Origin of the sequence: Maricaulis sp. D1M11 (assembly GCF_047308265.1) — a bacterium.
GTDB lineage: Bacteria > Pseudomonadota > Alphaproteobacteria > Caulobacterales > Maricaulaceae > Maricaulis.
This window is the reverse complement of sequence record NZ_JBKQWY010000011.1, coordinates 45,006-69,300: the sequence shown is the minus strand read 5'-3', so window position 1 is coordinate 69,300 and position 24,295 is coordinate 45,006. Positions and strand designations below refer to the sequence as shown.

Here is a 24,295-nt window from a genome sequence, read left to right as displayed (position 1 = left end):
CTCAGCTGTCGGCCGGGTCGGTTATGTCATGAATGATCCTTGCCATCAGATCGGGATGTTCCGATGTGGTGAGATGTCCGCCGGGTAACCAGCGCGCATCCGGGGCATAGGTGCGCAGGCGTTTTTCAGCCTTGCGGACCTGTTTGCGTTCAAAAGGATCTTTCTTGCTCGCCACAAGACACCACCGAATATCGTGCTGGGTGGAAACGAAGAGCCGCTTGAAATCCCAACGTGTCTTCTGCCTCAAATGTTCACGCACAAACCCGGCACCGGCGCTCATGAAATGCGCGCCCCGATTGCGGGTGACAACGCTGAAGAGTTCGGAAACCTCCTGTGATGTGACGCCGTAGTCCTTTGACCAGAGCACATTGACCATCTGGGCAAAGACAAAGCGGGACCTCTGGGCAAACCATGTCCCCATACCGCCAAAGGGCGAGTTGAGAACGGGTGTTGTAAACCAGGGGTGAGAGTGCCCGTCCGTGAACAGGCCGCCATTGAACACGCTGATCGATCGGATGCGCGGACCCTGGGGCTCACCACGTGCTTGGCGATCGGCTTGGCGGCTCAGGATCTCCATGACGACCAGAGAGGAAAAGTCGAAGCTGACAATATGGAGATCCCGGATTCCAAGGTCCAAGAGGTGGGCTTCGATCTGATCTGCGCGCTCCATGCTGGAATAGCGGTAGTGGCGGGGAGTGTCCGAGGCCCCCATGCCCAGATAGTCGATGTACAGGCGAGGGCGTTCGGGGTCCTTTAACCGGGGCTCGACGCGTGACCAGCCAAAACTGCCATCTGGAAATCCGCCCAGAAACACGGTTACAGGCTCGCTTGTCCACCGTGTGGCGGAGCCGGTCCGACGACGAAAAACACGGTGTCGGCCTGAGCTGGATTTTTCAGACAAAGTACGTGTTTCCGGATCATAAAACCGAAGCTCGCCGGTCTGGTACCAGGAATCCGGTGAGAGATGAAGCTGGGGTGCGTGATGGTTCATGTCGATATCCTCCGGGTGTAGCGAGAGGAATGCCACAGAGGCTCAAGCATTAAAATAACAGATGTTATTTTAATGGATCACATGTCGGAGAGAAAACCCGAACGCGGTATCATGATCTCAGTGCCGGGGTTTCAGCTTTCGAGCAGGGCGAACACCGCTTTCAGACTGCGATCCATGATGTGGGGTTCGGCCGATCCGCGCCCGAGAACCAGGAAGCCATTGAAGATGGACACCAACAGGGCCGCAGTCTGGTCAATGCTGCGATCTGCAGGCCATTTGCCTGCTTCCACAGATCTTGATAGGGCCCGTGCAAAGGCATCCTCCATGCGCACGGCATTCCAGCGGAACAGATCCGACTTGTCTGGCTGGGTGTCGCCGAACTCCATGGCGCCATTCGTCCACAGGCATCCGACGCCGCGGCGAAACGTTTGCTGACGGTCGTGAATGCGTGTGAAAACAACGCGAATCTCATCCAGCCCGGCTTCGTCAGTGAATAGTTCCGCGAGGAGGCGGCCGATATAATTATCGCGATAATGCTCCAGAGACTTTTGGTAGAGGCCGTCCTTGTCGCCGAAAGCGGCATAGAGGCCGGCTGGCGCGACCCCGGTCGCTGCGGTCAAGTCCCGCATGGACGTGCCAGCATATCCCTTCTCCCAGAACACATGCATGGCTTTGTCCAGGGCTTCTTCAGGGTCGAATTCACGTTTTCTGGCCACGGGCCCCGTCCATTCACATTGGAAATCGTGTGACGCTACCAAACATTCGAGCCCTTGCGCCACGGGGTGGAGCAGGGCGGTTCCCCGCCCTGAGCCTTATTTGGGTGTCTGGCTTTCCAGAACCATGAGGCGATGATGGAGCACATCGATCTCATCACGCAGTTGACGCACCTGGGCCTGGACCTGTTCTTCAGGTGTGGTTTCAACGGCTTCCGCGACTTCCTTGAACCAGGTCCAGGCCCTGGCAAACGGAAATTGCGGGCTTAGTCCTCGATCAGCGTCCATGCCGTCATCTCCTGGTGTGAGGACTTATCCCGAAGTCCGATAATGGCTTTGTAGTCGTCGTCTTCGAACCAGGCGTTCAGCTTTTCCAGACTTGGAAAGCGGGCAATCACCACAAGCGGTGCGGGTTTGTCATTTCCATTCAAGACTGTTTCCAGTCGCCCGCGTGCCAGTAGTTCTGCGCCATACCGGCCAGCTATATCCTTCGATTTCGCCAGATAGTCCTGGAACAAGGCCGGGTCGTGGATCTGGACCTGGGAGATCATCATCGCGCTCATATCGCATCCTTCCATGTGTGTGGATGGCCTATAAATAACATCTGTTATAAATAAAAGCAGGGGTAACCCGATCACGGCTGCGTGATCTGGGGTGGGTTAGCGAAGGGGTGGGCAGGTGTAGAGGTGAATTTTTATACCGCCATGATCAATCGATGGCGTCACGGGCCTGAGGGGCAGTCCGGTGGCTTTCGCCAGTTTGGCATCTGACGTGACCAGGCCGACCCGCCAGCCGCTGAAACGGCTCCAAAGCGTCTGTCCCAGGCTCCGGTAAAGCTGGGTCAATTGGCGAGGATTACCAACGCGCGCGCCGTAAGGTGGATTGAGGATTACGAGGCCAGGCGCCGTGTCGGGAGCGACCCGATCGACGATGTCGCATTGCTCGACGTGGACTTTGTCCTCCACGCCTGCGTGGCGTGCGTAGGATTGCGCGATGCGCACAGCGCCCGCGTCCCTGTCTGACGCAAAATGTCGAATGTTTCGGGCGGCATGCAGGGGGGTGGATCGCAGGGTGGTGCATCGGGCCGGATCAAAGCCGGGCAGGTGTTCAAAGGCAAATCTGCGCGAACGACCTGCTGTCAGGCCCTGGCTGATTTCTGCGGCCTCGATCGCGAACGTTCCCGAGCCGCACATGGGATCGATGACGGTCTCTGAACCGGTATAGCCGCTGAGGGCCAAAAAGGCAGCTGCAAGGGTCTCGCGCATTGGCGCCTTGTTGACTTCCTGCTTGTGGCCGCGTCGATGAAGCAGTTCGCCGGATGTATCCAGGCTGATCGTGCACATGTCCTTCTCGATGCGGACCAGGACGCGAACAGGGGCGTCTGCAGAGAGCTGGCAGCCCAGCGCGGCCTGAATGGCCTTTCCAACCCGCTCGGCTGCAGCTCCCTCATGATAGATGCGCGAGGACCGGCTTGTGGCATCCACCCGTACGGGCGTGTCAGCTCTCAGCCAGTGGGACCAGTCGAGCCGCCTCGCTTTTTTGTCCAGCTGTGCCAAGTGGTGAACGGGAAAGGTGTCCATGCGAACGAGCACCCGGCTTGCGGTTCGCAGAAATAGATTAGCGCGCCAGACATCTTCCCGGCTGCCAGAGACCGCGACGCCCCCAAGGGTCGTGTCGCGCGTCGTGAAGCCGAGAGCCTCAAGCTCGGTGTCCAGCACATCCTCCAGGCCCGGATGCGTCACGCAGAAGATATCCAAACGGTCTTTCATCATTGGCGAGCTTTAGCGGAAATCACAAAGCGGAGCGAGGTGAAGCCCCACAAAATTGACGGCGTGTCAAAAAATTGATTGACGCGGGGTCGAGCATCCGTCATAGACACGGTGTAAAGTTTACACGGCGTCAAGAAAAGGAGGTGCGTCATGTGGAAGATTTTTGGACGGGCAAGTGCGGACAGGCAGCGTATTCTGGTGCTGGGCGCCACCGGCAAGACCGGGCGTCGTATTGTCGAGCTTCTGGAAAACAAGGGTGTGGATGTGCGCGGTGTCTCGCGCTCCAGCACGCCGCGTTTTGACTGGCATACACGTGATAACTGGGCCGGTTTGATGCAGGATGTTTCTGCGATCTATATCAACTTCGCCCCCGATCTGGCGGTTCCGGGCGCGACAGACGCAATCTCCCAGCTGGTAGAAACGGCCAAGCGCTCGGGCGTGAAACGCCTGGTTCTCCTGTCCGGACGGGGTGAGGAGGAGGCTCAGGCGTGTGAGGCCATTGTCCAGACCTCGGGCCTGGAGTGGACGATTGTGCGGGCCAGCTGGTTCAATCAGAACTTCTCCGAAGGGGCGTTCCTCGACATGGTGAAGTCCGGTCTCATCACTTTGCCGGCAGGCGATGTGGGTGAGCCTTTTGTGGATGTGAATGATATTGCGGAAGTGGCGGCTGTCGCGCTGAGCGAAGATGGGCACTCAGGCGAGGTCTATGAGGTCACAGGTCCGCGTTTGCTGACCTTCAGTGAAGCCGCCGAGATTATCTCTGAGGCGGCGGGTCGGCCGGTTCACTTTCAGTATGTCCCCTCTGACATCTTTCTCGAGGCCATGAAGGCTGAAGGTGCGCCAGACGAGGTGGTCTGGTTGCTGGGCTATCTGTTCGGCACGGTCCTCGACGGTCGCAATGCCCATCTATGTGACGGCGTCCAGCGGGCCTTGGGGCGTGAGCCCAGGGATTTTGCCGTCTACGCGCAAGACGTGGCGGCGACAGGTCTGTGGCAGGCGAAAGCGGAGACGGTGTGATGTCGACGTCCTTGATCCCGGCCGCGCTGATGGGTGTCGGCGTCTCCTCGATTTTCGTCGGGGGTGTGTTCCTGGCGTTTTCTGATTTTGTCATGCGAGGCCTGGATCAGGCCGGCGATGAAGCCGCCACTCTGGCCATGCAGGGCATCAACCGCACAGTGCTGCGATCCGTGTTTCTGTTGCAGTTTTTTCTTCTGCTTCCAGCGTTTTCTGCCCTGGCCTGGTGGAGCTGGACGACCGGGATGGAGTCTCGATGGCTGATCGCGGCATCGGCGCTTGTTTATGCTCTGGGCTGTTTCCTTGTGACGGTCGCCGGGAATGTGCCGATGAATAATCGACTGGCCGCCATGAGCGCGTCGGATGCGGAAAACAGCGGATACTGGCAGGTTTACCTGCATCGCTGGACCCGTCTCAATCATGTGAGAACGTTCGCCTGTCTCCTCGCCGGTGTCGGTAGTCTCCTGGCGGTGTCCCCCCTTTAAGCCGCTGGGTTGGGGCGCCGGTGGCGGCTTGCCACCGGCGTATCCGCTTGTAGTTTACACGGGATCAAGACAGTGGGTGATCATGAGCAAAAAAAGTGAAGTCACGCGCGAGCGGATCATGAAAACGACCTGGCGGTTGCTCGAGGATAATCCGGCAAAGCCTGTGCGCATGAGTGATATAGCTAAGGAGAGTGGTCTGTCTCGCCAGGCTGTTTACCTTCATTTCCCAGCGCGTGCGGAGCTTCTGATTGCGACGGCCCGTTATCTGGACGAAGTTCTTGAGGTGGATGAGCGCCTGAAGGCCTCACGCGCCGCGACGGGTGTTGACCGGCTCGATGCCTGGATTGATGCCTGGCTGGGTTACATGCCGCACATCTATGGCGTCGCCCGGGCCTTCATGGCCATGTATGACACGGATGAGGCGGCGCGAGCGGCCTGGGACGATCGGCTGGCTGCGATCCGTCATGGCTGCGCGGCAGCGGTGCGGGCGCTCGATGAGGCTGGCGTACTGGATCCTGGCCTGAGTGTCGAGCGGGCGACGGACAGTCTCTGGATGCTTCTTTCCGTGCGGAACTGGGAGCTTCTGTGTGGCGGTCAGGGTTGGTCCCAGGACGAATTTGTCGCGCATATGCGAACAGTGGCCCACCGAACACTTGTCAAAAATTGAAACTGTTGGGATGTGTCGCGCGACAGTTTTCGCTTTACAGTTGACACTATCGACAAATGTAATATGAAGGGAGTTGAACCTGTTCGAGGCCCTTTATGGATGAATTGACCGATACCGACCGCCGGGTGGCCCGTATCGATGAGCCGGCGCCGGTTTTCGAGGCCCGCTCGACGCGTGGTTTTGTGCGGCTTGAGGATTATCGTGGCCGCTGGCTGGTGTTGTTTTCTCACCCGGCCAATTTCACACCCGTGTGCACCACTGAGTTTCTCGCTTTCCAGGCGGCGATGCCAAAGTTTGAAGCCCGGCACTGTGATCTGCTGGGATTGTCAGTCGATAGCCTGTACGCCCATATCGCCTGGGTGAAGGATATCGAGGACCGTTTGGGCGTGCGGATCGAATTTCCCATTCTCGAAGACATCTCCATGAGTGTGGCGCAGGCTTATGGCATGATCCACGCGGGGTCGGAGAGCACAGCCGCCGTCCGTTCGGTGTTTGTCATCGATCCGGACGGCATGTTGCGCGCCCAGATCCACTATCCAATGAATGTGGGGCGTTCTGTCGCCGAGATATTGCGACTGGTGAGCGCGCTGCAGGATTCCGAGGCCCGCCAGTGCGTGATGCCGGAAGGCTGGCAGCCGGGAGAGCCTGGGTTTTTGCCGCCACCGCTGGACCAGACTGGGGCGCTGGACGGCGCAGAGGAGGATGAGGTGTGGTATATGCGTCGGGAGGTCCTGTCGTGACGCCGCAGAGCCAGGCCCTGATGCCTCTCGCCGAAGAAGCGACGCGCCTTCTCAAGGCCTTTGCTCATCCTGCGCGCCTGATGATCTGTTGCCAGTTACGGGATGGAGAAATGTCTGTCGGCCAGATCGAGACGGTTCTTGGCATTCGTCAGCCGCGCCTGTCTCGCGAACTCTCCAAGCTTCGCGAGGAGGGACTGGTGGAAACACGGCGCGAATCCAAGGTGATTTTCTATCGTCTGGCCGGAGGTGATCGTGTCATCACTCTGCTGGATTCCATCTGTTCGGCCATGCTGGGCAAGACCGTGTGTGAACCCGAAGCCCGCCAAAACCCGGCGACACCCGCCGCCCGCCCTGTGAAGGCCGGACGTCCCAATCCGCCGGGCGGATATGGGGTGTTCGCCCGCACCCCGTCCTGATTTCGGAGTAGATTATGCAAATCCCCGACGTGACCGGCTTTTTTGACGAAGCGACTTTCACCATCAGCTATGTCGTGACCGACCCGGCGACCTTGCAGTGTGCCGTGATCGACAGTGTGCTCGACTATGATCCCGCGTCCGGTCGCACCAATACGCAATCTGCCGACCGGATCATTGCGCACATTCGCGAGCGGGGCCTGACCTGCCAGTGGATTATCGACACCCATGTGCATGCCGATCACCTGACCGCTGCGCCCTATATCCGCGACCAGGTCGGTGGCACGACGGCCATCGGAGACCAGATCCCGACGGTCCAGACGGTTTTTGGTGAAATTTTCAATGAGGATCAGCGGTTTGCCCGCGATGGCCGTCAGTTTGACCACCTGTTCAGTGATGGCGAAACCTACCAGCTGGGACGGATCGATGCGAAGGCGATGTCGACCCCGGGTCACACGCCGGCCTGTATGAGTCATCTGATCGGTGATGCCCTGTTCGTGGGAGATACGATCTTCATGCCGGATTTCGGGACTGCGCGATGCGATTTTCCCGGCGGAGATGCGGGCACGCTCTACGACAGCATCCAGATGTTGTTTGCCCTGCCGGACCAGACCCGCATGTTCCTGTGTCACGACTATAAGGCACCGGGGCGCGATACCTATGTCTGGGAGACAACGGTCGGAGAGCAAAAGCGCGCCAATATTCATGTGCGGGACGGCCTCTCTCGCGAGGATTTTATCGCGATGCGCGAAGCGCGTGATGCCACACTGTCCATGCCGCGTCTGATCCTGCCCTCGGTGCAGATCAATATGCGGGCCGGGGAAATGCCGCCCGAGGAAGACAATGGCAAGAGCTATATGAAAGTCCCGATCAACGCGCTCTAGGCGCCGGTATCGGATCCGTCTCGGGGAGGAGATTTTGGATATTCGTGTACTGGCACCGGATTTTTCGGTTTCACCGCAAATCAGCGTTCGAGATATCAGCCTGATCGCCGCCCAGGGCTTTTGCAGCCTGGTGATCAATCGCCCGGATGGTGAAGCCGAGGACCAACCGGCCCAGGCGGACATCATGGAGGCCGCAAGCCGGCACGGGCTGGACGTGCGTTCGATCCCGATTACACCGGGGCAGATCACGGACGCGGATATTGAGGCGTTCGCCCAGGCGCTGCGTGACATGCCCGCTCCCTTGCTGGCCTATTGCCGGACGGGAACCCGGTCGGTCAGTCTGTGGGCGCTGGCCCAGGCCGGGCATTTGTCCGTCGAGGCAATTTTGAAGGCCGCACAGGGCGCAGGCTATGATTTGACCGCCTTGCGGCCACGGCTTGAAGAGCGCGCTGCACAATCACATGGCACGCCCGGGTCGGCGCCGCGGGCCAGTCACGACATCCTGATTATCGGCGGCGGAGCGGCGGGTCTCGCGACAGCCTCATCCATTTTGCGCCGCAAGCCAGATGCCGATATCGCCATTATCGAGCCACGCGAAGAGCATTATTATCAACCCGGCTGGACTCTGGTGGGCGGCGGTGTGTTCAAGCGCGAGCAGACAGAGCGTCGCATGGAAACCGTCATGCCCAAGGGGGTGAAATGGATCCGAGCCGCCTGTGCCGGATTCGAGCCCGAGCAAAACCAGGTCGTGCTCGAGGATGGCACGCGCATCGGCTATGCCGCGCTCATCGCTGCGCCGGGGCTCAAGCTGGACTGGGCGGGGGTAGAGGGGCTGAAAGAGAGTCTGGGGCGTAATGGTGTGACGTCCAACTATCTCTTCGACATGGCGCCGTACACCTGGGAGCTCGTCAACTCCATAAAGGACGGCCGGGCTCTGTTTACCCAGCCGCCCATGCCGATCAAATGCGCGGGTGCACCGCAAAAGGCCATGTACCTGGCCTGTGATGCCTGGCGGCGACGTGGTGTGCTCGACCAGATGGATGTGCACTTCCACAATGCCGGCGGTGCTTTGTTCGGCGTGGCCGATTATGTCCCGGCCCTGATGGAGTATGTCGAGCTTTACGGAATCACCCTCGACTTCAACGAGCGATTGGTGGCCGTCGACGGGGATCGGCAAGAAGCCCGGTTTGAAATCATCGCACCGGATGGTACGCGCAGCGAGCGTACGGATACATTTGACATGATCCATGTCTGCCCGCCGCAGGTCTCCCACGATTTCATCCGCACCTCACCCTTGGCCAATACGGCGGGCTGGATCGATGTGGATGGTGAGACCCTGCAGCATGTTCGTTATGGCAATGTATTCGGGCTGGGCGATGGTGGCTCGACGCCGAATGCCAAGACCGCGGCCGCGGTTCGCAAACAGGCTCCGGTCGTGGCCCACAATGTTCTCGCTGTGCTGGAGGGACAGTCCCCCAATGCTGTATATAATGGCTATGGGTCCTGCCCACTCACTGTGGAGCGGGGCAAGATTGTTCTGGCCGAGTTTGCTTACGGGGGTGTGCTCGATCCCAGCTTCCCGACCTGGCTGCTTGATGGCCGCAAACCCACACGCCGGGCCTGGTTCCTGAAAGAGAAAATGCTGCCGTCGATCTATTTCAACCAGATGCTCAAGGGCGATGAGTTTCTGGCCGGACCGAGGCTCTTGCCGCACGCGCCGACGGCTCACGAAGCGCAACCGGCTTGCGACTTCAAGGACAAGGCCTGACCCGGTCGGGTTAGGGAGGATGGGGTGATGAAACTGTCCCGCTATTTGCCGGTCCTCGACTGGGGGCGTCGTTATTCGCGGCACACTCTGGTCAATGATCTGGTGGCGGCGCTGATCGTCACCATCATGCTGATCCCGCAATCCCTGGCCTATGCCATGCTGGCTGGCCTGCCCCTTCAGGTCGGTCTGTATGCCTCCATTCTGCCATTGATTGTCTATGCGGTGTTTGGCACCAGCCGAACTCTGGCTGTTGGGCCGGTCGCCATATTGTCGCTGATGACGGCGGCAGCAGCGGGCCGGATCGCAGAACCCGGTTCGGCCCTCTACATCGAGGCCGCGTTGATCCTAGCGATCCTGGCTGGCGTGATCCTGCTGGTGATGGGCGTGTTCCGGATGGGCTTTCTGGCCAACTTCCTATCGCACCCGGTGGTGTCCGGATTTATCACCGCATCGGGCCTGATCATTGCCGCGTCACAGCTCAAACACATTATGGGTGTCGACGCATCGGGTCATAACCTGCTCGAGCTTCTTATCTCGCTGGGGCGTCAGCTACCGCAGATTCATGTGCCGACCCTGGCGATTGGCGGGTCCTCTCTGGTCTTCTTGTTCTGGGCACGCAGTCAGCTGAAACCCTTGTTGACCAGGCTGGGTCTGAACACTCGACTGGCGACAATTATTGCGCGGGCCGGACCGGTGTTTGCGGTGGTGGCCAGTATTCTGGCCGTTGCATTACTCCAGCTGGACGAGGTGGGAGTGCGGATCCTACGTGAAGTACCGACCGATCTGCCGCGCCTGTCCGTGCCGAGCCTAGATCCGGCCATCTGGCAACAGCTTATTGGATCAGCAGCGCTGATCGCGCTTATCGGATTTGTGGAGTCGGTATCCGTCGCCAAAACACTGGCCGCCAAACGACGCCAGAGCGTGGACCCAGACCAGGAAATGATTGGTCTGGGCATGTCCAGCCTGGCAGCGGGGCTGTCCTCAGGCTATCCGGTGACCGGCGGGCTTGCGCGTTCGGCAGTCAATTTTGATGCCGGAGCGGAAACGCCGGCCGCCGGGGCGTTCACCGCGATCGGGATTGCGCTGGCCACGCTCTTCCTGACGCCTTTTCTGTTTTTTCTGCCCCAGGCCGTGCTGGCCGCCACGATTATTGTCGCGGTTCTTTCCCTTGTCGATCTGGCCGCCATTCGTCAGGTTTTTGTCTATTCCCGGACCGATTTCGCCGCCATGGTCGTAACAATCGGTTTAACCTTGGCCTTTGGCGTGGAGTTGGGAGTGAGCGCAGGCGTGGTGCTGTCTCTGGTGCTGCATCTTTACAATACCAGTCGGCCTCATTTTGCCCGTGTGGGCATCGTTCCCGGGACGCATCATTTCCGCAATGAAGACCGGCACGATGTCATCCTGTCAAAATCCGTTCTGATCTTGCGTGTGGATGAGAGCCTGTATTTTGCGAATGCACGATTTCTGGAGGATATGGTCTATCAGGAGATCCATGATCGACCCGATATCCGCCATCTGGTGCTGATGTGTCCGGCGGTCAACGCCATTGATGCGAGCGCGCTCGAAAGTCTTGAAGCGATCAATCTGCGTCTCAAGGAGAGCGGGATCGCGCTTCATCTGTCCGAGGTAAAGGGGCCGGTCATGGACCGGCTGGAGCGGACGCATTTTTTGGATGAGCTGACGGGGCGGGTATTTCTACATCAGTATGAAGCGCTCGAGGCACTAGATCCGGATTGCGCCTTTTCTGCCCGTCACGCACCCGACGGTCGGGCTCTCGATTACCATATCTAGACCGCACCGCCTGGGAGAAGATTTCGCTAAGCAACGAGAGGCGTGTCGGGCTGGCGAATTGCGCGTGTAAATAATCCGAAGCCCTCTTCCAATGACAATATGTGTAGACTAAGCTGTAGGTTGTGAGAGGTTGCTAGGGTGAGTTCCTGTTCGTTTGCAGCCCTCTGGGGCTGGGCCAACGGGTAAGCTATGCAGACTATCTCCCTGGAAAAAACGCTTGAAAAATCTCGCAGCGACTGGGCTGCCGGCTATTCGCGTCGGGCGTTCCAGGGCCTTGATAAGTGTATCAAGACCTATCCAAACGCTTGGTCTCCGGTCGTCCAGAAAGCGCGTTGGCAGTTCGAGAGCGGGCGGATTGAGGCGGCTACGCAGAGTCTGTCCCAGGCACGGTTGCTCTGGGCTCCTGAAAGATTTCTCGCTCAACTCGAAGAGCTTATTGAGTGTGGCGAGGATCGTGCGGAACTTCATGCCTTGAAGCGTCGTGCCATCCTTGATCCGGATAATGTCCAGCTTCTGTCCGAGTTGGCACGTCGGGCACTGGACATGGAAGAGGACCGCCTCTTTGTTCGCGCCATGGCACAGGCGTGCCAGGATCCGGGCTCGTGGCAATCCCTCAATCCGATTCGCGCCACGCTTTCCAGTCTCGCGCCGAAGCGTCTTGCCCCCATTTGTGCGCGTCTTGTCAGACTCTTGCCCAATCATCCCTATTGGAGAGAGCTGCACATGGTGGCTCTGGCTGGGCAAGGTCAAGCCGAGCGTGCGGTGGATGTGTTCCTTCGGTCCCGAACACTCAAAGCTCGGCGGCAGATTCCCGCCCCGCTCCTGCGGGCCTTAGCGAATATTTCGGAACCGGAGATGCGTCGGTTCATCCAGCTTGTCTTGAGCCGATTGGACGAAGAACTGCCTGCCGAACTCCTGTTGATTACCCAGGCGCTTGCCGGCAAGCTTCATGCCGCCGAGGCTGTGAGCCAATTGGATGTTGCCCTTCTGGAGCACGAACTTCCGGAATCGTGGGAGTTGCGGCGCTACAAGATTACCGGTTCGAAACCTGGCTCGAATAAGGGCGTCTTTCGGGCCCGGTTCCGGACCATGATCCAGTATGCTGACCAGGGACAGTGGCAGGATGCTGTGTCAGCCGCACCCGATGAGGATTATACGACGCTGGTGCGTGAGTGCGCCCAACTTCCAGTCCGTCCGGAAGAAGCGGTTGCTCCTGTTTCGCTGAGCGATGAGCTGGTTTTGCACGGGGCGAACAGGCGTGAAGGGATCGTGCTTGTGTTTGGTGGACTGAACGGCGCGTTTCGTCTGCCGGACTCCATCATGGGCCGTTTTTACCAAGCGTTGGATTTACAGGTCCTGTATCTGACGGATAGCCAAGACCTCTTTCACCTCAACGGGTTACGCAGCGTGGCTAGCGATCTGGATGGAACCTTGATCGGCCTGCGCGAGTTGCTCGAAGCGCATTCGCCGGGGCGTCCAGTATACACGCTGGGCAATTCCGCGGCAGGTTTCCCCGCGCTTGTCTACGGTGCGAGGCTTGGCGCTGTCAGAAGTCTCAGTTTTTCGCCCTTTGCAACGGTCGATCTTCGAGTATCCAATGCGTTGAAGGATTTTCGGGGGCGCGCCTATTTCGCACGGGTCTGTGAACGGGTGAACGTCGCTGATCTGGAAATCGGTTCTGTGTTGTCGCGGGCCCAACCTGGCTTTGAAGCGCATGTCTATGCGCCGGAGGGCCCGTGTGAAGATCAGCGCCATGCCGCCTATCTTGAGTCCTATGAAGCGGTGAAACTGCATTGGCTGACCGGGTACTCGAAACACGACAGCGTTGCTCGTGCAGCGGCGCGCCAAGGCATGATGCAGCTTCTTTCGTCTACCTTTTCTCATCAGCACCTCGGTGCATCCAATGATGAGAGGCAACGAGTTTTATCATGACAGATACCTGGAATGCGGACCGGCTGCTGCCGATCCGTGACTGGTCCGTGAAATCTATTGCGTCTTCGTTGAAGCTGGATCCGTCTGACATCGACACAGCCGCTAGTTTTGATGATCTCGGCCTAGATTCTATCGAGATCGCTGTACTCGCTAGCGGTCTGGAGCGTGATTTCGGTCTGAGCGTTGATCCGTACTGGTTCTACGATTATCCATCGATCGATTCCTTTCTTTCAGCGCTGCCCGGTTTGCTGGCCGAGGCGTCCGAAGGTAAAGTGTCCACCAAAGGGGTAGAGGTGTGACCCCCGGCTTTCTCGAAACCTTTGCTCGCTGGGCTGAAGACGCCCCTGATCGCATCGCCCTGTCGATCTGGGCGGATGGGGATGCGGAAACGGCTCGCCTGACCTTTCGCGAGCTGGCGGACTGGTCTGACCATATGGCGCGGGTCCTGTTGGCCCGGGGGATGGGCGGACAACACCTGGTTTTGGCCATCGAAGAGACCGAGGCTTTCAGTGTTCTGTTTCTGGCATGTTTGAAGGCCGGCGTTACCGCTGTACCGGTGCCCGCTGCCGGAGGTGCAACCAGTCAGCGGCGTCTGGCGGCCATTCTCGATGTTTTGGGTGATGCACCGACAGTTTGTCTTGAACAGCATCTGGACCTGCTCAGAGGGCGTCTTGAGGGATGGGAAATCCTGGCATTTGAGACGCTGCTGGCCGAGCGTCCGCCCAGCACAGATCTGCCGGAGCCTGATCCGCAGTCGATCGCCTTCATGCAGTTTTCGTCAGGTTCGACGGCTGAGCCCAAAGGCATATGTGTATCCGCGTTCAATCTTGCGACCAATCTGGTGCAAATGGACCGGCACTATCAAACGCCCGATCATGCGGTTTACGTGACCTGGCTGCCCTATTTTCACGATATGGGATTGATTATTGGCCTTCTGTTTCCGCTTCATGCAGGACGCAAAGCCATTCACATGCCCACGGATAAATTCTATCGCCGTCCCCTGCGATGGTTGAAGGCTCTGTCTGGCCATGAGATGGCCATGTCCGGCGCGCCCACTGCAGCCTATGACATGTGCGTGCGCATGACCCGGGAGAGCGAGCGCGAGGCACTGGACCTGTCCGGTTGGAAAACCGCGTTTGTCTCTGCCGAGATCATCCGGCCGCGGGTACTGGACCAGTTTGCCGATAACTTCGTGTCGTGCGGATTTGAGCGCCATCGTTTCCTGTCCGGTTACGGGTTGGCTGAAGCGACCGTCATGGCAGCTTCCGGACCGAGCACCATGAAAGTGTTCAGTGAAAACGGTCGGGATGTGGCCCGGATCTGCAGTGGCGTTGCCGCGCCGGGTATGTCGATCCGGATTGCGGATGCGACCGGTCAACGGGTCGATGGACAGGGATGTATCTGGGTCAAGGGTCCCAATCTCGCGCCCGCGGTTTGGCGACATCACACGACCGGGTTGGAAGATCTCAGCCTGCATCGCCTCGAAGGGGAAGACGGGCTGTTCTATAACACCGGAGATATCGGCTTTCTGGAAGGCGATGACCTCTATGTGGTGGATCGGCAGAATGATGTTCTGAATCTGGGCGGGCGCAATCTGGCAGCCGGTGATGTTGAGGCCGTCGCTCACGCCTGTGCCGAGCGTTTGCTATCGGACGACACCACTTTTGAATGCGCAGTGTTTGCTGAGGATGACGGTGAAAAGGAAAACCGCATCATCCTGTGCGAGACGTCCCGGAAGGGCATGACCGATGAATTGCGCAAGGATTTGTCCCGGGCCATTAGTCGATCCGTTTTCCAGGACTTCCACTTTCCACTTGAGGTGCATTTCGTGCGACGGGGCCATCTTCTGCGCACAACGAGCGGCAAGATCCGTCGGCAGGCGAACAGGAAGGCATGGACAAGCGGCACACTGCGTGCTCTCGAATTGCAAGCGGTGGAATGAACATCCAGGCACAAGCTCGGCGTATTCGCGCGACAAGACCGGGGGTCTGGCCGCTCGAACTGGAGCCGGCCTTGCCACCCGGGCCTCCCGAGTTTGACACACGGTATCGGCGCTGGCGGATCAGTCGGTATGACGATATCCGCAGCCTCCTGCTGTCCTCAGATGTCAGGCCTGTCTCGGCAACTGAAACAATCGAGCGCATGGAGACGGCGCTGGGCCAGACCTTCCCGAATCTGCGCCGGTTTGCCGAGGGCAATATGGTGTTTCAGACGGGTGATCGCCATCGCGAGCAGAAACAGGTGTTTTTGTCGATGATGCCTGATTTGGATCGGGTCTGGACGCAAGACCGGCTCCGTGTGGAGCTGGATACCCGTCTGTCTGCGGTGGATCCGGGGCCAGTGGATTTTTATGACACGCTCTTTGAAGCCCTCATGAGTGCCATCGCGGCCGAACAATTGGGTCTGGATTTCGCCACGACACGACAGGTGGTCAGACGTTCTTTCCGGGCCTGGGAGAGCTTCCTCTACGTTTTGCGGGCCAGTCAGTACGCCGATTGCGAAGCGGATCTCGCCTTTGTCTTTGCTCACATGCAAAGCCCGCCCCGGCAGGGAGGGCGCCAGTTCGGTCAGGCCTGTGCGCGCGGATTGCGCGATGAGGAGCTATTCTTCATCAGTGCGATCTGGGCCACCACGGTCAGCTATCTCTGCGCGGCCATGCGGTTAATGGCTCAAAGTGACGATCTGCAGGAGGTATTGGCCGCGGATCGACGACTCCTGGAACGTTTCCTGGAAGAGGTTCTGCGGGTCCGACCGAGCACCCCAGTTGTGATCCCGCGCCGTCCCGTCCGCGATGTCGAACTGGCAGGCGTGACCTTGCCCGCTGGCGCCATGCTGCACCTGGACATCCAGTCAGCCGGTCGGGATGATGCGGTCTATCCCGAGGCCGCACTTGTGCGGCTGGATATTGCCCGGTCCGGTTCGCTGGGTTTCAGCGCCGGCGCGCATACCTGTCTGGGACAAAGGCTGGCACGTCGAATTGCCCTAACCGTTTTTGAACGCCTCCTGCAATGCGGTCGGTACCAGCTCAGAGGCCATGAAGACGGAAATCACCGCACGGGCGTGGCGCTGTTCAGCGCTCTGATGGTGGACTGGCAGCCGAAGTGAGCGGTGATATCGCGTTTGTGATCAACTGAGACAATCGCTGGCCGGTGAGTTTGGCGGAAAGGGTGGGGTTGTTGTCCTAACCGTCGTCTCGGGAAAACGGCTAGTGTCCGATCATCATGACGACAGACACAGAACATAAACAGACAAATCAGACCCGCCAGGTCTGCATGGTGGTCTATCCGGACGCCCACATTCTTGATGTTGTGGGACCTCTGGAAGTCCTCACGGGCAGCCGGCTGTTTCTCGGGGACGGGATTCAGCCCTATGAGGTGACGGTTGTTGCTCACGAGGCTGGTCCGGTGACGACAACGAGCGGTCTCACCTTGCAGGCGACAGCGTCTTTTGAAGACGAGCTGGCGAGAGATGCTCAGGTTGACACGCTTATCATTGCCGGAGGTCACGGCACTGTGGACGCACTGGAAGACAAAGACCTTCTGGACTTTGTGCGCCAGGCTGCTCCCAAAGCCCGTCGGATCGTGTCGATTTGCACGGGAGCGATGATCCTGGCCGAGGTGGGGCTGCTGGACGGGCGCCGGGCCACGACCCATTGGTGGTGGTGTCCGGTCATGGCTCAGAAGTATCCCAAGGTTCAGGTCGAACCGGACGCGATCTATGTCCAGGACGGCAATATCTGGACATCCGCAGGCGTCACCACGGGCATGGACCTCGCCCTTTCGCTTGTTGAAGCCGATTGGGGGCATGATGTCGCCCTGCAGGTCGCACGCTATAATGTGATGTACATGATGCGTCCCGGTGGGCAGTCACAATTCAGTGCGCATCTGGTGGCCCAGAAGGCTGAGGATCCCGTGATCAATGCCACGCTGGACTATGTTCTCGCGCACCTGACCGACAGCCTGACCGTTACTGCACTTGCTGCCAGGGCGGCCATGTCCGAGCGGACCTTTGCCCGCAAATTCAAGGATGAAACCGGGATGACTCCGGCCCACTACGTTGAGGCAGCGCGTGTTCAGGCGGCGCGGGTATCACTCGAACAAACACACGCGGGAATTGAAGAGATTGCCCGCCAAACAGGTTTTCAAAGTGCTGAGCGCATGCGGCGCGCCTTTCAGCGACATGTCGGTGTGTCGGCCTCGGACTATCGCGACCGATTCCGGCCTGTTGATCATGCCCTCTTCCGGGACGGGAGGCCGATTGAATGAGTTTACTTTTCTAAGGCTGATCCGCACGTCGCGGCGCTGAATACCCCCAACAATCTGAGACATGGATAGGACTCGTTCTCACGGGTCCGAAGGAGACACTCATGCTGAAATTCAAAGCTGCGCGTGCGGGCTCGCACGTGCTGACGGGATCCTCTTGCCTGCTGACCAGTGTCGCCGCGATCGCGTTGATCGCGGCAGATGGCGAAGCCCAGGCCGGGCAAGGCAATTTCTATTTCTTCGGAGATAGCGCGACAGGGCAGGGCAATTGGTCTGCCATCGTGGGCGAACACGGCGAGGATCATTGGCCGTATTCCTCCAATAATGGATATGCGCGGGAATCGAATGGCCTGATCTGGGCTGAAATGATGGGGCGCGAGGTGGACATCGTGCTCGACCCAACCCGAACAGCGTCGAGCCTGAACTTTGCAATTTCCGGCGCGCACATGACGCGAGGCGGGGATCTGGTGCCCTTCGGTGTGCAGACGGGTGTCCAGGTCCAGACTGATCTGTTCGGCGCGATGGTTGAAGCAGACGAGCTGGATATTCATCGCGATGATGTTGCCTTCATGCTGGCTGGTGGCAATGACTTCCTGGATCGCCTCGGCCAGGGAGACAATGCGCTCGACATTCTCGAGGATGTTGCCAATGCCGCCGCCTATAATGTGCGCAACCTGGCAGAGGCAGGGGTGAAGACGATCATCCTGTCGGAAATGCAACCCATCCAGTATGCACCGGAATTTGCCGGGCAGAGCGCGCTGCAGGCCGATCTGGCTGCGCTGGTCGAGGCCACAAACCAGGCGATGCTGGCAGCGATCGCGGCGCAGGGGCTGCCTGACGACGTCAATCTGGTCACGATGAAGTATTCCGCCCTTCTGGCTCACATGACCGGCAATGCCGAGGCCCTCGGTTTTTCGAACACGGTATCGGGTTGTTATGACGATGAGGCAGAGACGATTTGCGCAACGGATGTCGAGGGACAAAACAGCTATTTGTTCTTCGACGACCTGCACTTCACCGAACGGGCACATCGCCTCGAGGCCCAGTGGTGGACCGCGACGCTGAACGGCGCGAATGGTGAGGCCGCGCGCCAGGTCAGCCGTTTGCCAAATGCTGCACAATACGTGCTGGAAAACATCCAGCAGGATGTCGCAGCGCGTCAGGGTCAGGCGCCTGAACAGGGATATGTACTGTTTTCCGATGTCCAGCATGTTGACGCCGGGCTGGAGGGTCTGGGGCACGATAAGCGTACGGATGTCCGCTCGACAGGCGGAAGTTTTGGCGCAGAGGCCCGATTGAACGAGACCTATCTGGGCGGTGTTGCGTTCAGTTATGGCGAGGGTCAGGGTGATATTGCCGATCAGAGCGGATTTGATCTCAAAACCCGAGCGCTTCATGCCTGGGTCGGGGCTCAGTTTGGCTCCATGACCTATGCCCTGACGGGTGTTTATGGCTGGACGGATCTGGACCAGATCCAGCGTCAGACCGGTGTGGACCTCGTGACAGCGCAGGGGCAGACCGATGGTCGGTATTGGGATGTCAGCCTGTCCGCGAGCCGCACCTATGAACGGCTTGGATTTGATCTGCGCTCACGCGTGGCCGTTCATGTCTCTGAACTCGAGCTGGACGGGTTTGCCGAAACCGGTGCCACGGGGCTCGCCCTGGAGTATGCCGATCAGACCCAGCGCAGCGAGCGTCTGGAAGGGCTGCTCGAAGGGCGCGGGCCAAGCTGGCAATGGGGTGATGCAACGCGTTTCACCCCTGTTGTGGGCGCGCGGTGGCGCTATGAACTGGGTGACCGCCGCCATGGCCTGGACGCACGCCTCATTGACAATACGGCTGACTGGGCGCGGATCGAAACCGGGGGTACGGCGCGCAATCGCGCTGACCTGTCCGCGGGTTTTGATCTGGACCTGGTGCCAAACTGGTCCGTCTCCGGTCGGTATCACCACACGTTTGCCGATGATGTGTCGGACGCAGACCGGGTGACACTGGGCGCGCGCTTTACCTTCTGATCCCCCCCTGGCAGACGGTCCGCCCCTCCCCCCAATCCGGGCCGTCTGCCACTCCTCCTCTCAAAGAAAAGGATAAAACCATGAAATCGCGTCTTCTCCCCCTGTGCCTGTCTACGGGTCTGCTGGCGACGGCCTGCGCCAATACGGGCGCAACCTATTCCCCGATTGTCGATGGACCGGTGGGTCCGAACTATCGTGCGGATCTCGCCGCGTGCCAGCAGATCGCGACCGAGCGAGGCTATCTCAATGATGATGTGCGAACCGATGCGCTTATCGGTGCGGGTATCGGCGCGGTGGCCGGCGTGCTCGATGACGAGGTCGACGATACCGAAGGTGCTGTGACGGGCGCGGTCGTTGGTGCGATCGCGGGTGGTGGCGCGCGCATGAATGAGACCCGCGGCGAACGCCGCCAGATTGTCATCGACTGCATGCAGGGCCGTGGCCACGCCGTGGTGGGCTGATGCAGTGATGAACCGGCTGCGCGCCCTTTTTTGATGCCCGTCCCGGGCGCGCAGTCGGAATCCCCATCCTCGCGTTCCACCGCCCCATTTCATCTCGTTTCAGGCTGGACTAAATAGAGATGACGACAGGGTAAACGGTTGAACGCGCAAAGGCGGGAGCATGAGCCAATCCAAAACGCCTGATACTTCCTCATCATCCGTGAGGTCCGGATCAATGCAGACGTCCGCTCCGACCGATCCGGACGGTGCTGGTGTCATGGAGGGGGTGAGGGCCTTTCATGAGGATGATCGGTCTTCCCTGCAGCCCGTCGAGGCGAGCGTCGTAACCCCTTTGTCTGATGCACCGCCGTGTACGGATGTGCGGCGGGATGTGCCGCGACAACCGGCGGCCAGTTTTGAAGAACGTCGCATTCTGACCGCCCACCGTACCTACCGTCACAAGCTTGTCCGGCGCCAGATGGCCTTGCTGAGCATTCCTGTCATTGCGGCGGTTCTGGGCCTGGGCGTGTCTGAAGGTTTTCGGATTGCCGGTCTGACACCATTGATCAGCCAGCTTGCCGGCTGGCTGTTTGCGGCCATGTTTGTCGCTGGAGCATTGGCCACGATCTGGCAGTCCTGCTGGCATCTGGTCGAACGCCGTTTTGCCGCGATCCGGCGAAATGCGGCGCTTGCGGGCGAGGCGATCGGTCTGGACGATGTCGACCATGCCGCCGAGGCGATTGAAACCTTGCTTGAAATGCGGCTCTTCCGGATTGTGCTGCTCCGCTGGATGCGTGACTGGCGCGACATGTTCATGGCCTCCAGTATTGCCGTTGGACTGGTGATGCTGATGGCAGCGCTGGCCATGCTCTTGATCGGGCCGATGACGTATGCGGATATTTGTCGCTCTGCGGCGCTCGCCCTGCTGGCGCTGACCGCCATGGCCAGTGCGGGATATCTGAGCCGGGATCTGCTGCGCGAGGCCGCGGCGGGGGATACGCTGGACCCCATGCCGGTTGTCAATGCACGGCTCACGGAGCTGATCGAAGAGGTCAAGGATTTGCGGCGTGGTACACGTTGACGGCAGGTCTCATCTCTCCCTCTTCAAGTTTGGGGCGGGGTTGCGTAAAACCGCGCAGGAGTGAGTACCGCTTGGGCGAGACAGACAATGTAGCGCCGCAGGCCAGAAGGATAACCATGATGACGACACGTTCCGCCCTTGTCCTGGCCGTATCGACCATGGGTCTCCTGGCTTCAGGTGTCGTTGAAGCCCAGTCCCAAACACCTGGCGTGTCTGCCTCGCAGGTCCAGTGCCTGGGTTTTCGCGAAACCCTGTTTTTGGCGCTCGACCGGGCGCCGGAGATCGGTGCGGCTGAGGCCCGTTCTGAGGAAGCCGAGGCGGTCGTGCGCGAAGTGCGTTCGCTGCGTCTGCCTCAGGTGTCGACGTTCGGACGCGGTGCTGTCGGGGATAACGGGCTGAGCACGACCCAGATCGAAAACCAGTATGGTCTGCGGGTCTCCCAACGTGTCTGGGATTTTGGTGATAGCCGTTACGCGCTGGACGCCGCCCGCGCGGGTCTGGATCGTCAGGCGTCCGTTGAGGACAGCGTTCGGTTGGGGACCGCCATGACCGTCGCCCAGGCCTATTTAATGCAGTTGGAGGCTGAGTCCCTGCTGCGTGTTGTCGATGAGCGGCGAGAGTATTTTTCCCGTCAGCAAAGATCGGTTGATGCGCTTCTGGCGGAAGGCGGTGCGACCCGGGCCGAGAGTGCACAGATCGCCGCCGAATTGGCCCAGGCCGAGGCGGAGATGATGGAGATCCAATCCGTGGCCGACCGGGCCGCGGTGCGCATCTATGAGTATGCCGGTGTGTGGCCAAGCCTGTGCTCGGTGGAAGCGCTGGAGAGCGCCATGGGCCAGATGATGCGGGCCCTGCCCGATGCGCAGACCGCCGTGGACCGAGCCTTGGATGCCAATCCGCAATTGTCGAGCCGACGGGCTTCGGTCCGGTCTCTGGAGGCTCAGCGCGAGCGCCAGCGTCGATCGCGTCTGCCTGTTGTGGAGGTCGTGGGCATTGTGTCCTACGCCTATGATGATGATTTTGATACCTGGCAGGCCCGGGACCGCGTCGGGGTGGATGTCTCGGTGCCGCTCTATACCGGTAGTGCCCTGGGCGCACGGAATGATCAGGCCCAGGCGCGTTTGTCTGGGGAAGAATTTGCGCTTCGGGCCGAACAGCGGGATGTGCGCGAAGAGGCGCATATCGCCTTTCGCCGTCAGCTCTCGCTGGCCTCGCAACTGGTTCGGCGTGAAGCGGTCGCAGACAGTCAATTTGCCTATTTCGACGCGATCTCTGGCGAGTTCCAGTATGGTCTGGGCACGCTGCCGGACCTGGTGAGCGCACGATTGAACTATGAACAGGCCGAGCTCGACGTGGTGAGAGCGCGGTTTCAGCTCATACGCGAGCAATTGGGCCTGTTGAACCTGACAGCGCAATTGCTGGACACGGCACCCGATCCCGAAACAGCTCAATAATCCTTCAAGCGGGCTTCGACAGCAGAATTGAAGGCGTGGAGCGCGCTTTCAAACCGGCCGAATGTGAGGGTGTCATTCGCCCCGCTGGTTAATCCACTCTGGGCGTGTTCGTTGACCTCGAAATCCTCATCCAGTGTGGCGCAGGTCAGATCGTGATTACGAGCCCAGTGATCATGCCGGGCTTCGGTCAGCTGCGCAGCGGGTACCAGGGTGGAAACGCGCAGGCGTGTACGATCAGCGGCGACGGGGTCTGCATGGATCCAGGCGATGTGATCCTGCATCAACAGAAACTGGTCCATCGGCATCAGGGTATAGAGTACATTGGCGTGTTCGCGGATTGACCATTGTGAACGCGGACGATTGTGAAGATCACGGACGGATGTGCGCGGTAGAATGGATCTCATGTGCGGGCCCAGCATTTGATAGCTGGAGAGATTGTCCATGAAATGTGGGCCAATCGTGCGTTTATGAACCACACGGAAATGATAGGCCTCGATTCCGCCTTCTGCCAGCAGTTTCCAGTTTGCTGACCGGTCTTGCGTGGTCGTGTGGGCAATGGCGAGCGTGTCCATCGCCATCCAGGTGAAATCTGTCTCCAGCGGGGCCAGGCAGCGCTCAAACTCCGCCTGGGCCGTGTCACCCGCTGCCGGATCTGCAATCACCCAGATCAGCCCCAGGCGTTCAATCACCGGCAGGCGTTTGAGCCCGTAGGCGTTTGTGTCCAGCCCGGGGAAACCCTGTTCCTGATGGGGAATGCCGCGCAGTGTACCGGCCGTATCCCAGGTCCAGCCATGATAAGGGCAGCTGAAGACTTTCTTGCATCCCTGCTCCTCTCCAACAAGGCGAGAACCGCGATGTCGGCAGACATTCAGGAAGGCATTTGCCTGTCCGGTCATGTCGCGGGTGAGGAGGACGGGCAGACCCGCCAGGCGGAGCGTGATGAAGCTGCCCGGGTCAGGGAGTTCGCTGGAATGGGCCGCAATCACCGGCATGGCGCGGAAGATCCGGTTCATTTCAGCGTCGAAACGGTCACTACAGGTATAGCGCTCAACAGGTGAGCGGGAGATCGTCTCGTCCATGAAGAAGGTCTGGGTTTTACCGAGCGCGTCGATCTCTTCGAGCAGGTCGATCTGGTCTTGCGGGCCCATGGCGTCCTCCGGGGGTGGCAACTTACCGGTCGGTAAGTTGTGTACTTGACGAGTGGTAAGTCGTCAATCCCGTGCTAGGTTGGTCTCATGTCCGAGAGGCCCGTCTCCGCCCAGAAGAAATTCGTCGAAACCGCGCTCGTCCTGTTCGCCGAGCGTGGCTATTTCGGTGTGTCACTGGCTGATGTGGCGGGTGAGCTGGCTTTGACCAAGCAGTCTGTTCTTTATCATTTCAAGACGAAGGACGCGCTCTACGGCGCCGTGATCGACGACATTGCCAAACGCCTGGATGTTATCCTGGAGGATGTGCTGGCGGTGACGGGCTCGCCTCGTCAGCGTGTGCAGGCTTATCTGGCTCGCATGTATGCGCACATGCAGACCCAACCGCGCGATGCCCGCCTCATCACGCGCGAACTCCTTGATAATCTGGATCGGACAGAGACCGGTCAGCACTGGTATCTCAAGCGCTTCCTGGATGTGAGCGTGGCGCTGATCTCCGCTTTGCCAACATGGCAGGGCGAGCCTGAGGATCGTGTGCGTGCGGCGGCTTATCAATTGATCGGGGCCGTGTGTTATTTCGTGATTTCCGATGCCACACTCGCCGCGATCTGGGGCCGTAAGGCTGTGGACGGAATGGATACGGACTTTCTTGCGGCTCTGTTTCGCCAGGCCGGGCTGGACGGCGAATAGGGCTTGTGATCGCCCTGCAATCGCCACTAGGCTCGAAGCGG

General features: G+C 59.5%; 24 protein-coding genes. 18 read left to right on the top strand and 6 right to left on the bottom strand.

What is annotated here, in order from left to right:
• Window position 1: 1 nt before the first annotated feature.
• The 5 genes from RMQ97_RS15080 to RMQ97_RS15060 all read right to left on the bottom strand — a co-directional run bounded on the left by RMQ97_RS15080 (window position 2) and on the right by RMQ97_RS15060 (window position 3,473).
• Window positions 2-991, bottom strand: a complete 990-nt coding sequence (locus tag RMQ97_RS15080; protein WP_413661732.1) for an alpha/beta hydrolase — start codon at window positions 989-991, stop codon at window positions 2-4.
• A gap of 131 nt (window positions 992-1,122) precedes the next feature.
• A complete protein-coding gene (locus tag RMQ97_RS15075) occupies window positions 1,123-1,707 on the bottom strand; it encodes a TetR/AcrR family transcriptional regulator (protein WP_413661731.1) in 585 nt (194 codons plus the stop codon).
• A 96-nt stretch (window positions 1,708-1,803) separates the two neighbouring features.
• Entirely contained in the window at window positions 1,804-1,992 is a 189-nt protein-coding gene (locus RMQ97_RS15070; protein WP_413661730.1) for a hypothetical protein, read from the bottom strand.
• Window positions 1,971-2,267 (bottom strand): DUF1330 domain-containing protein, encoded by a 297-nt coding sequence (locus RMQ97_RS15065; RefSeq protein WP_413661729.1) that lies wholly within the window; start codon window positions 2,265-2,267, stop codon window positions 1,971-1,973. The genes RMQ97_RS15070 and RMQ97_RS15065 overlap by 22 nt, the downstream gene beginning before the upstream one ends.
• A 96-nt stretch (window positions 2,268-2,363) precedes the next feature.
• Window positions 2,364-3,473, bottom strand: coding sequence for a THUMP domain-containing class I SAM-dependent RNA methyltransferase (locus tag RMQ97_RS15060; RefSeq protein WP_413661728.1), 1,110 nt, complete (start codon window positions 3,471-3,473; stop codon window positions 2,364-2,366).
• Between the two features lie 150 nt (window positions 3,474-3,623).
• On the opposite strand from RMQ97_RS15060, the gene RMQ97_RS15055 reads away from it, so the two are divergent.
• The 17 genes from RMQ97_RS15055 (at window position 3,624) to RMQ97_RS14975 (ending at window position 22,419) form a co-directional block, all read left to right on the top strand.
• Window positions 3,624-4,490: an NAD(P)H-binding protein gene (locus RMQ97_RS15055; protein ID WP_413661727.1), complete on the top strand. Its 867-nt coding sequence runs from the start codon at window positions 3,624-3,626 to the stop codon at window positions 4,488-4,490.
• The gene (locus RMQ97_RS15050) at window positions 4,490-4,972 is read left to right on the top strand and encodes a DUF1772 domain-containing protein (RefSeq protein ID WP_413661726.1); all 483 of its coding nucleotides are present in this window, start codon (window positions 4,490-4,492) and stop codon (window positions 4,970-4,972) included. The genes RMQ97_RS15055 and RMQ97_RS15050 overlap by 1 nt, the downstream gene beginning before the upstream one ends.
• A gap of 82 nt (window positions 4,973-5,054) precedes the next feature.
• On the top strand, window positions 5,055-5,639 hold the full coding sequence (locus RMQ97_RS15045; RefSeq protein WP_413661725.1) for a TetR/AcrR family transcriptional regulator: 585 nt from the start codon (window positions 5,055-5,057) through the stop codon (window positions 5,637-5,639).
• A gap of 95 nt (window positions 5,640-5,734) precedes the next feature.
• Window positions 5,735-6,379: a peroxiredoxin gene (locus RMQ97_RS15040; protein ID WP_413661724.1), complete on the top strand. Its 645-nt coding sequence runs from the start codon at window positions 5,735-5,737 to the stop codon at window positions 6,377-6,379.
• The gene (locus RMQ97_RS15035) at window positions 6,376-6,795 is read left to right on the top strand and encodes a metalloregulator ArsR/SmtB family transcription factor (RefSeq protein WP_413661723.1); all 420 of its coding nucleotides are present in this window, start codon (window positions 6,376-6,378) and stop codon (window positions 6,793-6,795) included. The genes RMQ97_RS15040 and RMQ97_RS15035 overlap by 4 nt, the downstream gene beginning before the upstream one ends.
• 14 nt (window positions 6,796-6,809) lie before the next feature.
• A complete protein-coding gene (locus tag RMQ97_RS15030; RefSeq protein WP_413661722.1) occupies window positions 6,810-7,676 on the top strand; it encodes an MBL fold metallo-hydrolase in 867 nt (288 codons plus the stop codon).
• Between the two features lie 34 nt (window positions 7,677-7,710).
• Window positions 7,711-9,444: a TIGR01244 family sulfur transferase gene (locus tag RMQ97_RS15025; RefSeq protein ID WP_413661721.1), complete on the top strand. Its 1,734-nt coding sequence runs from the start codon at window positions 7,711-7,713 to the stop codon at window positions 9,442-9,444.
• Window positions 9,445-9,471: 27 nt separating this feature from the next.
• Entirely contained in the window at window positions 9,472-11,235 is a 1,764-nt protein-coding gene (locus RMQ97_RS15020) for a SulP family inorganic anion transporter (protein WP_413661720.1), read from the top strand.
• A 543-nt stretch (window positions 11,236-11,778) separates the two neighbouring features.
• Window positions 11,779-13,167 carry a hypothetical protein gene (locus RMQ97_RS15015; protein WP_413661719.1) on the top strand — a complete coding sequence of 463 codons (1,389 nt, stop codon included), beginning with the start codon at window positions 11,779-11,781 and terminating at the stop codon, window positions 13,165-13,167.
• Window positions 13,164-13,466, top strand: a complete 303-nt coding sequence (locus RMQ97_RS15010; RefSeq protein ID WP_413661718.1) for an acyl carrier protein — start codon at window positions 13,164-13,166, stop codon at window positions 13,464-13,466. Before RMQ97_RS15015 ends, RMQ97_RS15010 begins: the two co-directional genes overlap by 4 nt.
• Window positions 13,463-15,109: an AMP-binding protein gene (locus tag RMQ97_RS15005; RefSeq protein ID WP_413661717.1), complete on the top strand. Its 1,647-nt coding sequence runs from the start codon at window positions 13,463-13,465 to the stop codon at window positions 15,107-15,109. The genes RMQ97_RS15010 and RMQ97_RS15005 overlap by 4 nt, the downstream gene beginning before the upstream one ends.
• Window positions 15,106-16,272 (top strand): cytochrome P450, encoded by a 1,167-nt coding sequence (locus tag RMQ97_RS15000; protein ID WP_413661716.1) that lies wholly within the window; start codon window positions 15,106-15,108, stop codon window positions 16,270-16,272. Before RMQ97_RS15005 ends, RMQ97_RS15000 begins: the two co-directional genes overlap by 4 nt.
• A gap of 116 nt (window positions 16,273-16,388) precedes the next feature.
• The gene (locus RMQ97_RS14995) at window positions 16,389-17,432 is read left to right on the top strand and encodes a GlxA family transcriptional regulator (RefSeq protein WP_413661715.1); all 1,044 of its coding nucleotides are present in this window, start codon (window positions 16,389-16,391) and stop codon (window positions 17,430-17,432) included.
• A 101-nt stretch (window positions 17,433-17,533) separates the two neighbouring features.
• Window positions 17,534-19,444 (top strand): autotransporter domain-containing protein, encoded by a 1,911-nt coding sequence (locus RMQ97_RS14990; RefSeq protein ID WP_413661714.1) that lies wholly within the window; start codon window positions 17,534-17,536, stop codon window positions 19,442-19,444.
• An 80-nt stretch (window positions 19,445-19,524) separates the two neighbouring features.
• The gene (locus tag RMQ97_RS14985) at window positions 19,525-19,905 is read left to right on the top strand and encodes a glycine zipper family protein (RefSeq protein ID WP_413661713.1); all 381 of its coding nucleotides are present in this window, start codon (window positions 19,525-19,527) and stop codon (window positions 19,903-19,905) included.
• Between the two features lie 214 nt (window positions 19,906-20,119).
• Window positions 20,120-20,965, top strand: coding sequence for a hypothetical protein (locus RMQ97_RS14980; protein ID WP_413661712.1), 846 nt, complete (start codon window positions 20,120-20,122; stop codon window positions 20,963-20,965).
• Between the two features lie 119 nt (window positions 20,966-21,084).
• Entirely contained in the window at window positions 21,085-22,419 is a 1,335-nt protein-coding gene (locus RMQ97_RS14975) for a TolC family protein (protein ID WP_413661711.1), read from the top strand.
• On the opposite strand, the gene RMQ97_RS14970 is transcribed toward RMQ97_RS14975, so the two are convergent.
• Window positions 22,413-23,567: an aromatic ring-hydroxylating oxygenase subunit alpha gene (locus RMQ97_RS14970; protein ID WP_413661710.1), complete on the bottom strand. Its 1,155-nt coding sequence runs from the start codon at window positions 23,565-23,567 to the stop codon at window positions 22,413-22,415. The two genes, RMQ97_RS14975 and RMQ97_RS14970, sit on opposite strands and share 7 nt — an antisense overlap.
• Before the next feature lie 87 nt (window positions 23,568-23,654).
• Between RMQ97_RS14970 and RMQ97_RS14965 the strand changes: the two genes are divergently transcribed.
• Window positions 23,655-24,254, top strand: coding sequence for a TetR/AcrR family transcriptional regulator (locus tag RMQ97_RS14965; protein ID WP_413661709.1), 600 nt, complete (start codon window positions 23,655-23,657; stop codon window positions 24,252-24,254).
• Window positions 24,255-24,295 lie beyond the last annotated feature (41 nt).

Bases quoted from the DNA above. Each gene is read 5' to 3' on its own strand.
- RMQ97_RS15080 (WP_413661732.1), bottom strand. From the start codon at position 991: ATGAACCATCACGCACCCCAGCTTCATCTCTCACCGGATTCCTGGTAC.
- RMQ97_RS15070 (WP_413661730.1), bottom strand. From the start codon at position 1,992: ATGGACGCTGATCGAGGACTAAGCCCGCAATTTCCGTTTGCCAGGGCC.
- RMQ97_RS15065 (WP_413661729.1), bottom strand. From the start codon at position 2,267: ATGAGCGCGATGATGATCTCCCAGGTCCAGATCCACGACCCGGCCTTG.
- RMQ97_RS15060 (WP_413661728.1), bottom strand. From the start codon at position 3,473: ATGAAAGACCGTTTGGATATCTTCTGCGTGACGCATCCGGGCCTGGAG.
- RMQ97_RS15055 (WP_413661727.1), top strand. From the start codon at position 3,624: ATGTGGAAGATTTTTGGACGGGCAAGTGCGGACAGGCAGCGTATTCTG.
- RMQ97_RS15050 (WP_413661726.1), top strand. From the start codon at position 4,490: ATGTCGACGTCCTTGATCCCGGCCGCGCTGATGGGTGTCGGCGTCTCC.
- RMQ97_RS15045 (WP_413661725.1), top strand. From the start codon at position 5,055: ATGAGCAAAAAAAGTGAAGTCACGCGCGAGCGGATCATGAAAACGACC.
- RMQ97_RS15040 (WP_413661724.1), top strand. From the start codon at position 5,735: ATGGATGAATTGACCGATACCGACCGCCGGGTGGCCCGTATCGATGAG.
- RMQ97_RS15030 (WP_413661722.1), top strand. From the start codon at position 6,810: ATGCAAATCCCCGACGTGACCGGCTTTTTTGACGAAGCGACTTTCACC.
- RMQ97_RS15020 (WP_413661720.1), top strand. From the start codon at position 9,472: ATGAAACTGTCCCGCTATTTGCCGGTCCTCGACTGGGGGCGTCGTTAT.
- RMQ97_RS15015 (WP_413661719.1), top strand. From the start codon at position 11,779: ATGGAAGAGGACCGCCTCTTTGTTCGCGCCATGGCACAGGCGTGCCAG.
- RMQ97_RS15010 (WP_413661718.1), top strand. From the start codon at position 13,164: ATGACAGATACCTGGAATGCGGACCGGCTGCTGCCGATCCGTGACTGG.
- RMQ97_RS15000 (WP_413661716.1), top strand. From the start codon at position 15,106: ATGAACATCCAGGCACAAGCTCGGCGTATTCGCGCGACAAGACCGGGG.
- RMQ97_RS14995 (WP_413661715.1), top strand. From the start codon at position 16,389: ATGACGACAGACACAGAACATAAACAGACAAATCAGACCCGCCAGGTC.
- RMQ97_RS14990 (WP_413661714.1), top strand. From the start codon at position 17,534: ATGCTGAAATTCAAAGCTGCGCGTGCGGGCTCGCACGTGCTGACGGGA.
- RMQ97_RS14985 (WP_413661713.1), top strand. From the start codon at position 19,525: ATGAAATCGCGTCTTCTCCCCCTGTGCCTGTCTACGGGTCTGCTGGCG.
- RMQ97_RS14980 (WP_413661712.1), top strand. From the start codon at position 20,120: ATGCAGACGTCCGCTCCGACCGATCCGGACGGTGCTGGTGTCATGGAG.
- RMQ97_RS14975 (WP_413661711.1), top strand. From the start codon at position 21,085: ATGACGACACGTTCCGCCCTTGTCCTGGCCGTATCGACCATGGGTCTC.
- RMQ97_RS14970 (WP_413661710.1), bottom strand. From the start codon at position 23,567: ATGGGCCCGCAAGACCAGATCGACCTGCTCGAAGAGATCGACGCGCTC.
- RMQ97_RS14965 (WP_413661709.1), top strand. From the start codon at position 23,655: ATGTCCGAGAGGCCCGTCTCCGCCCAGAAGAAATTCGTCGAAACCGCG.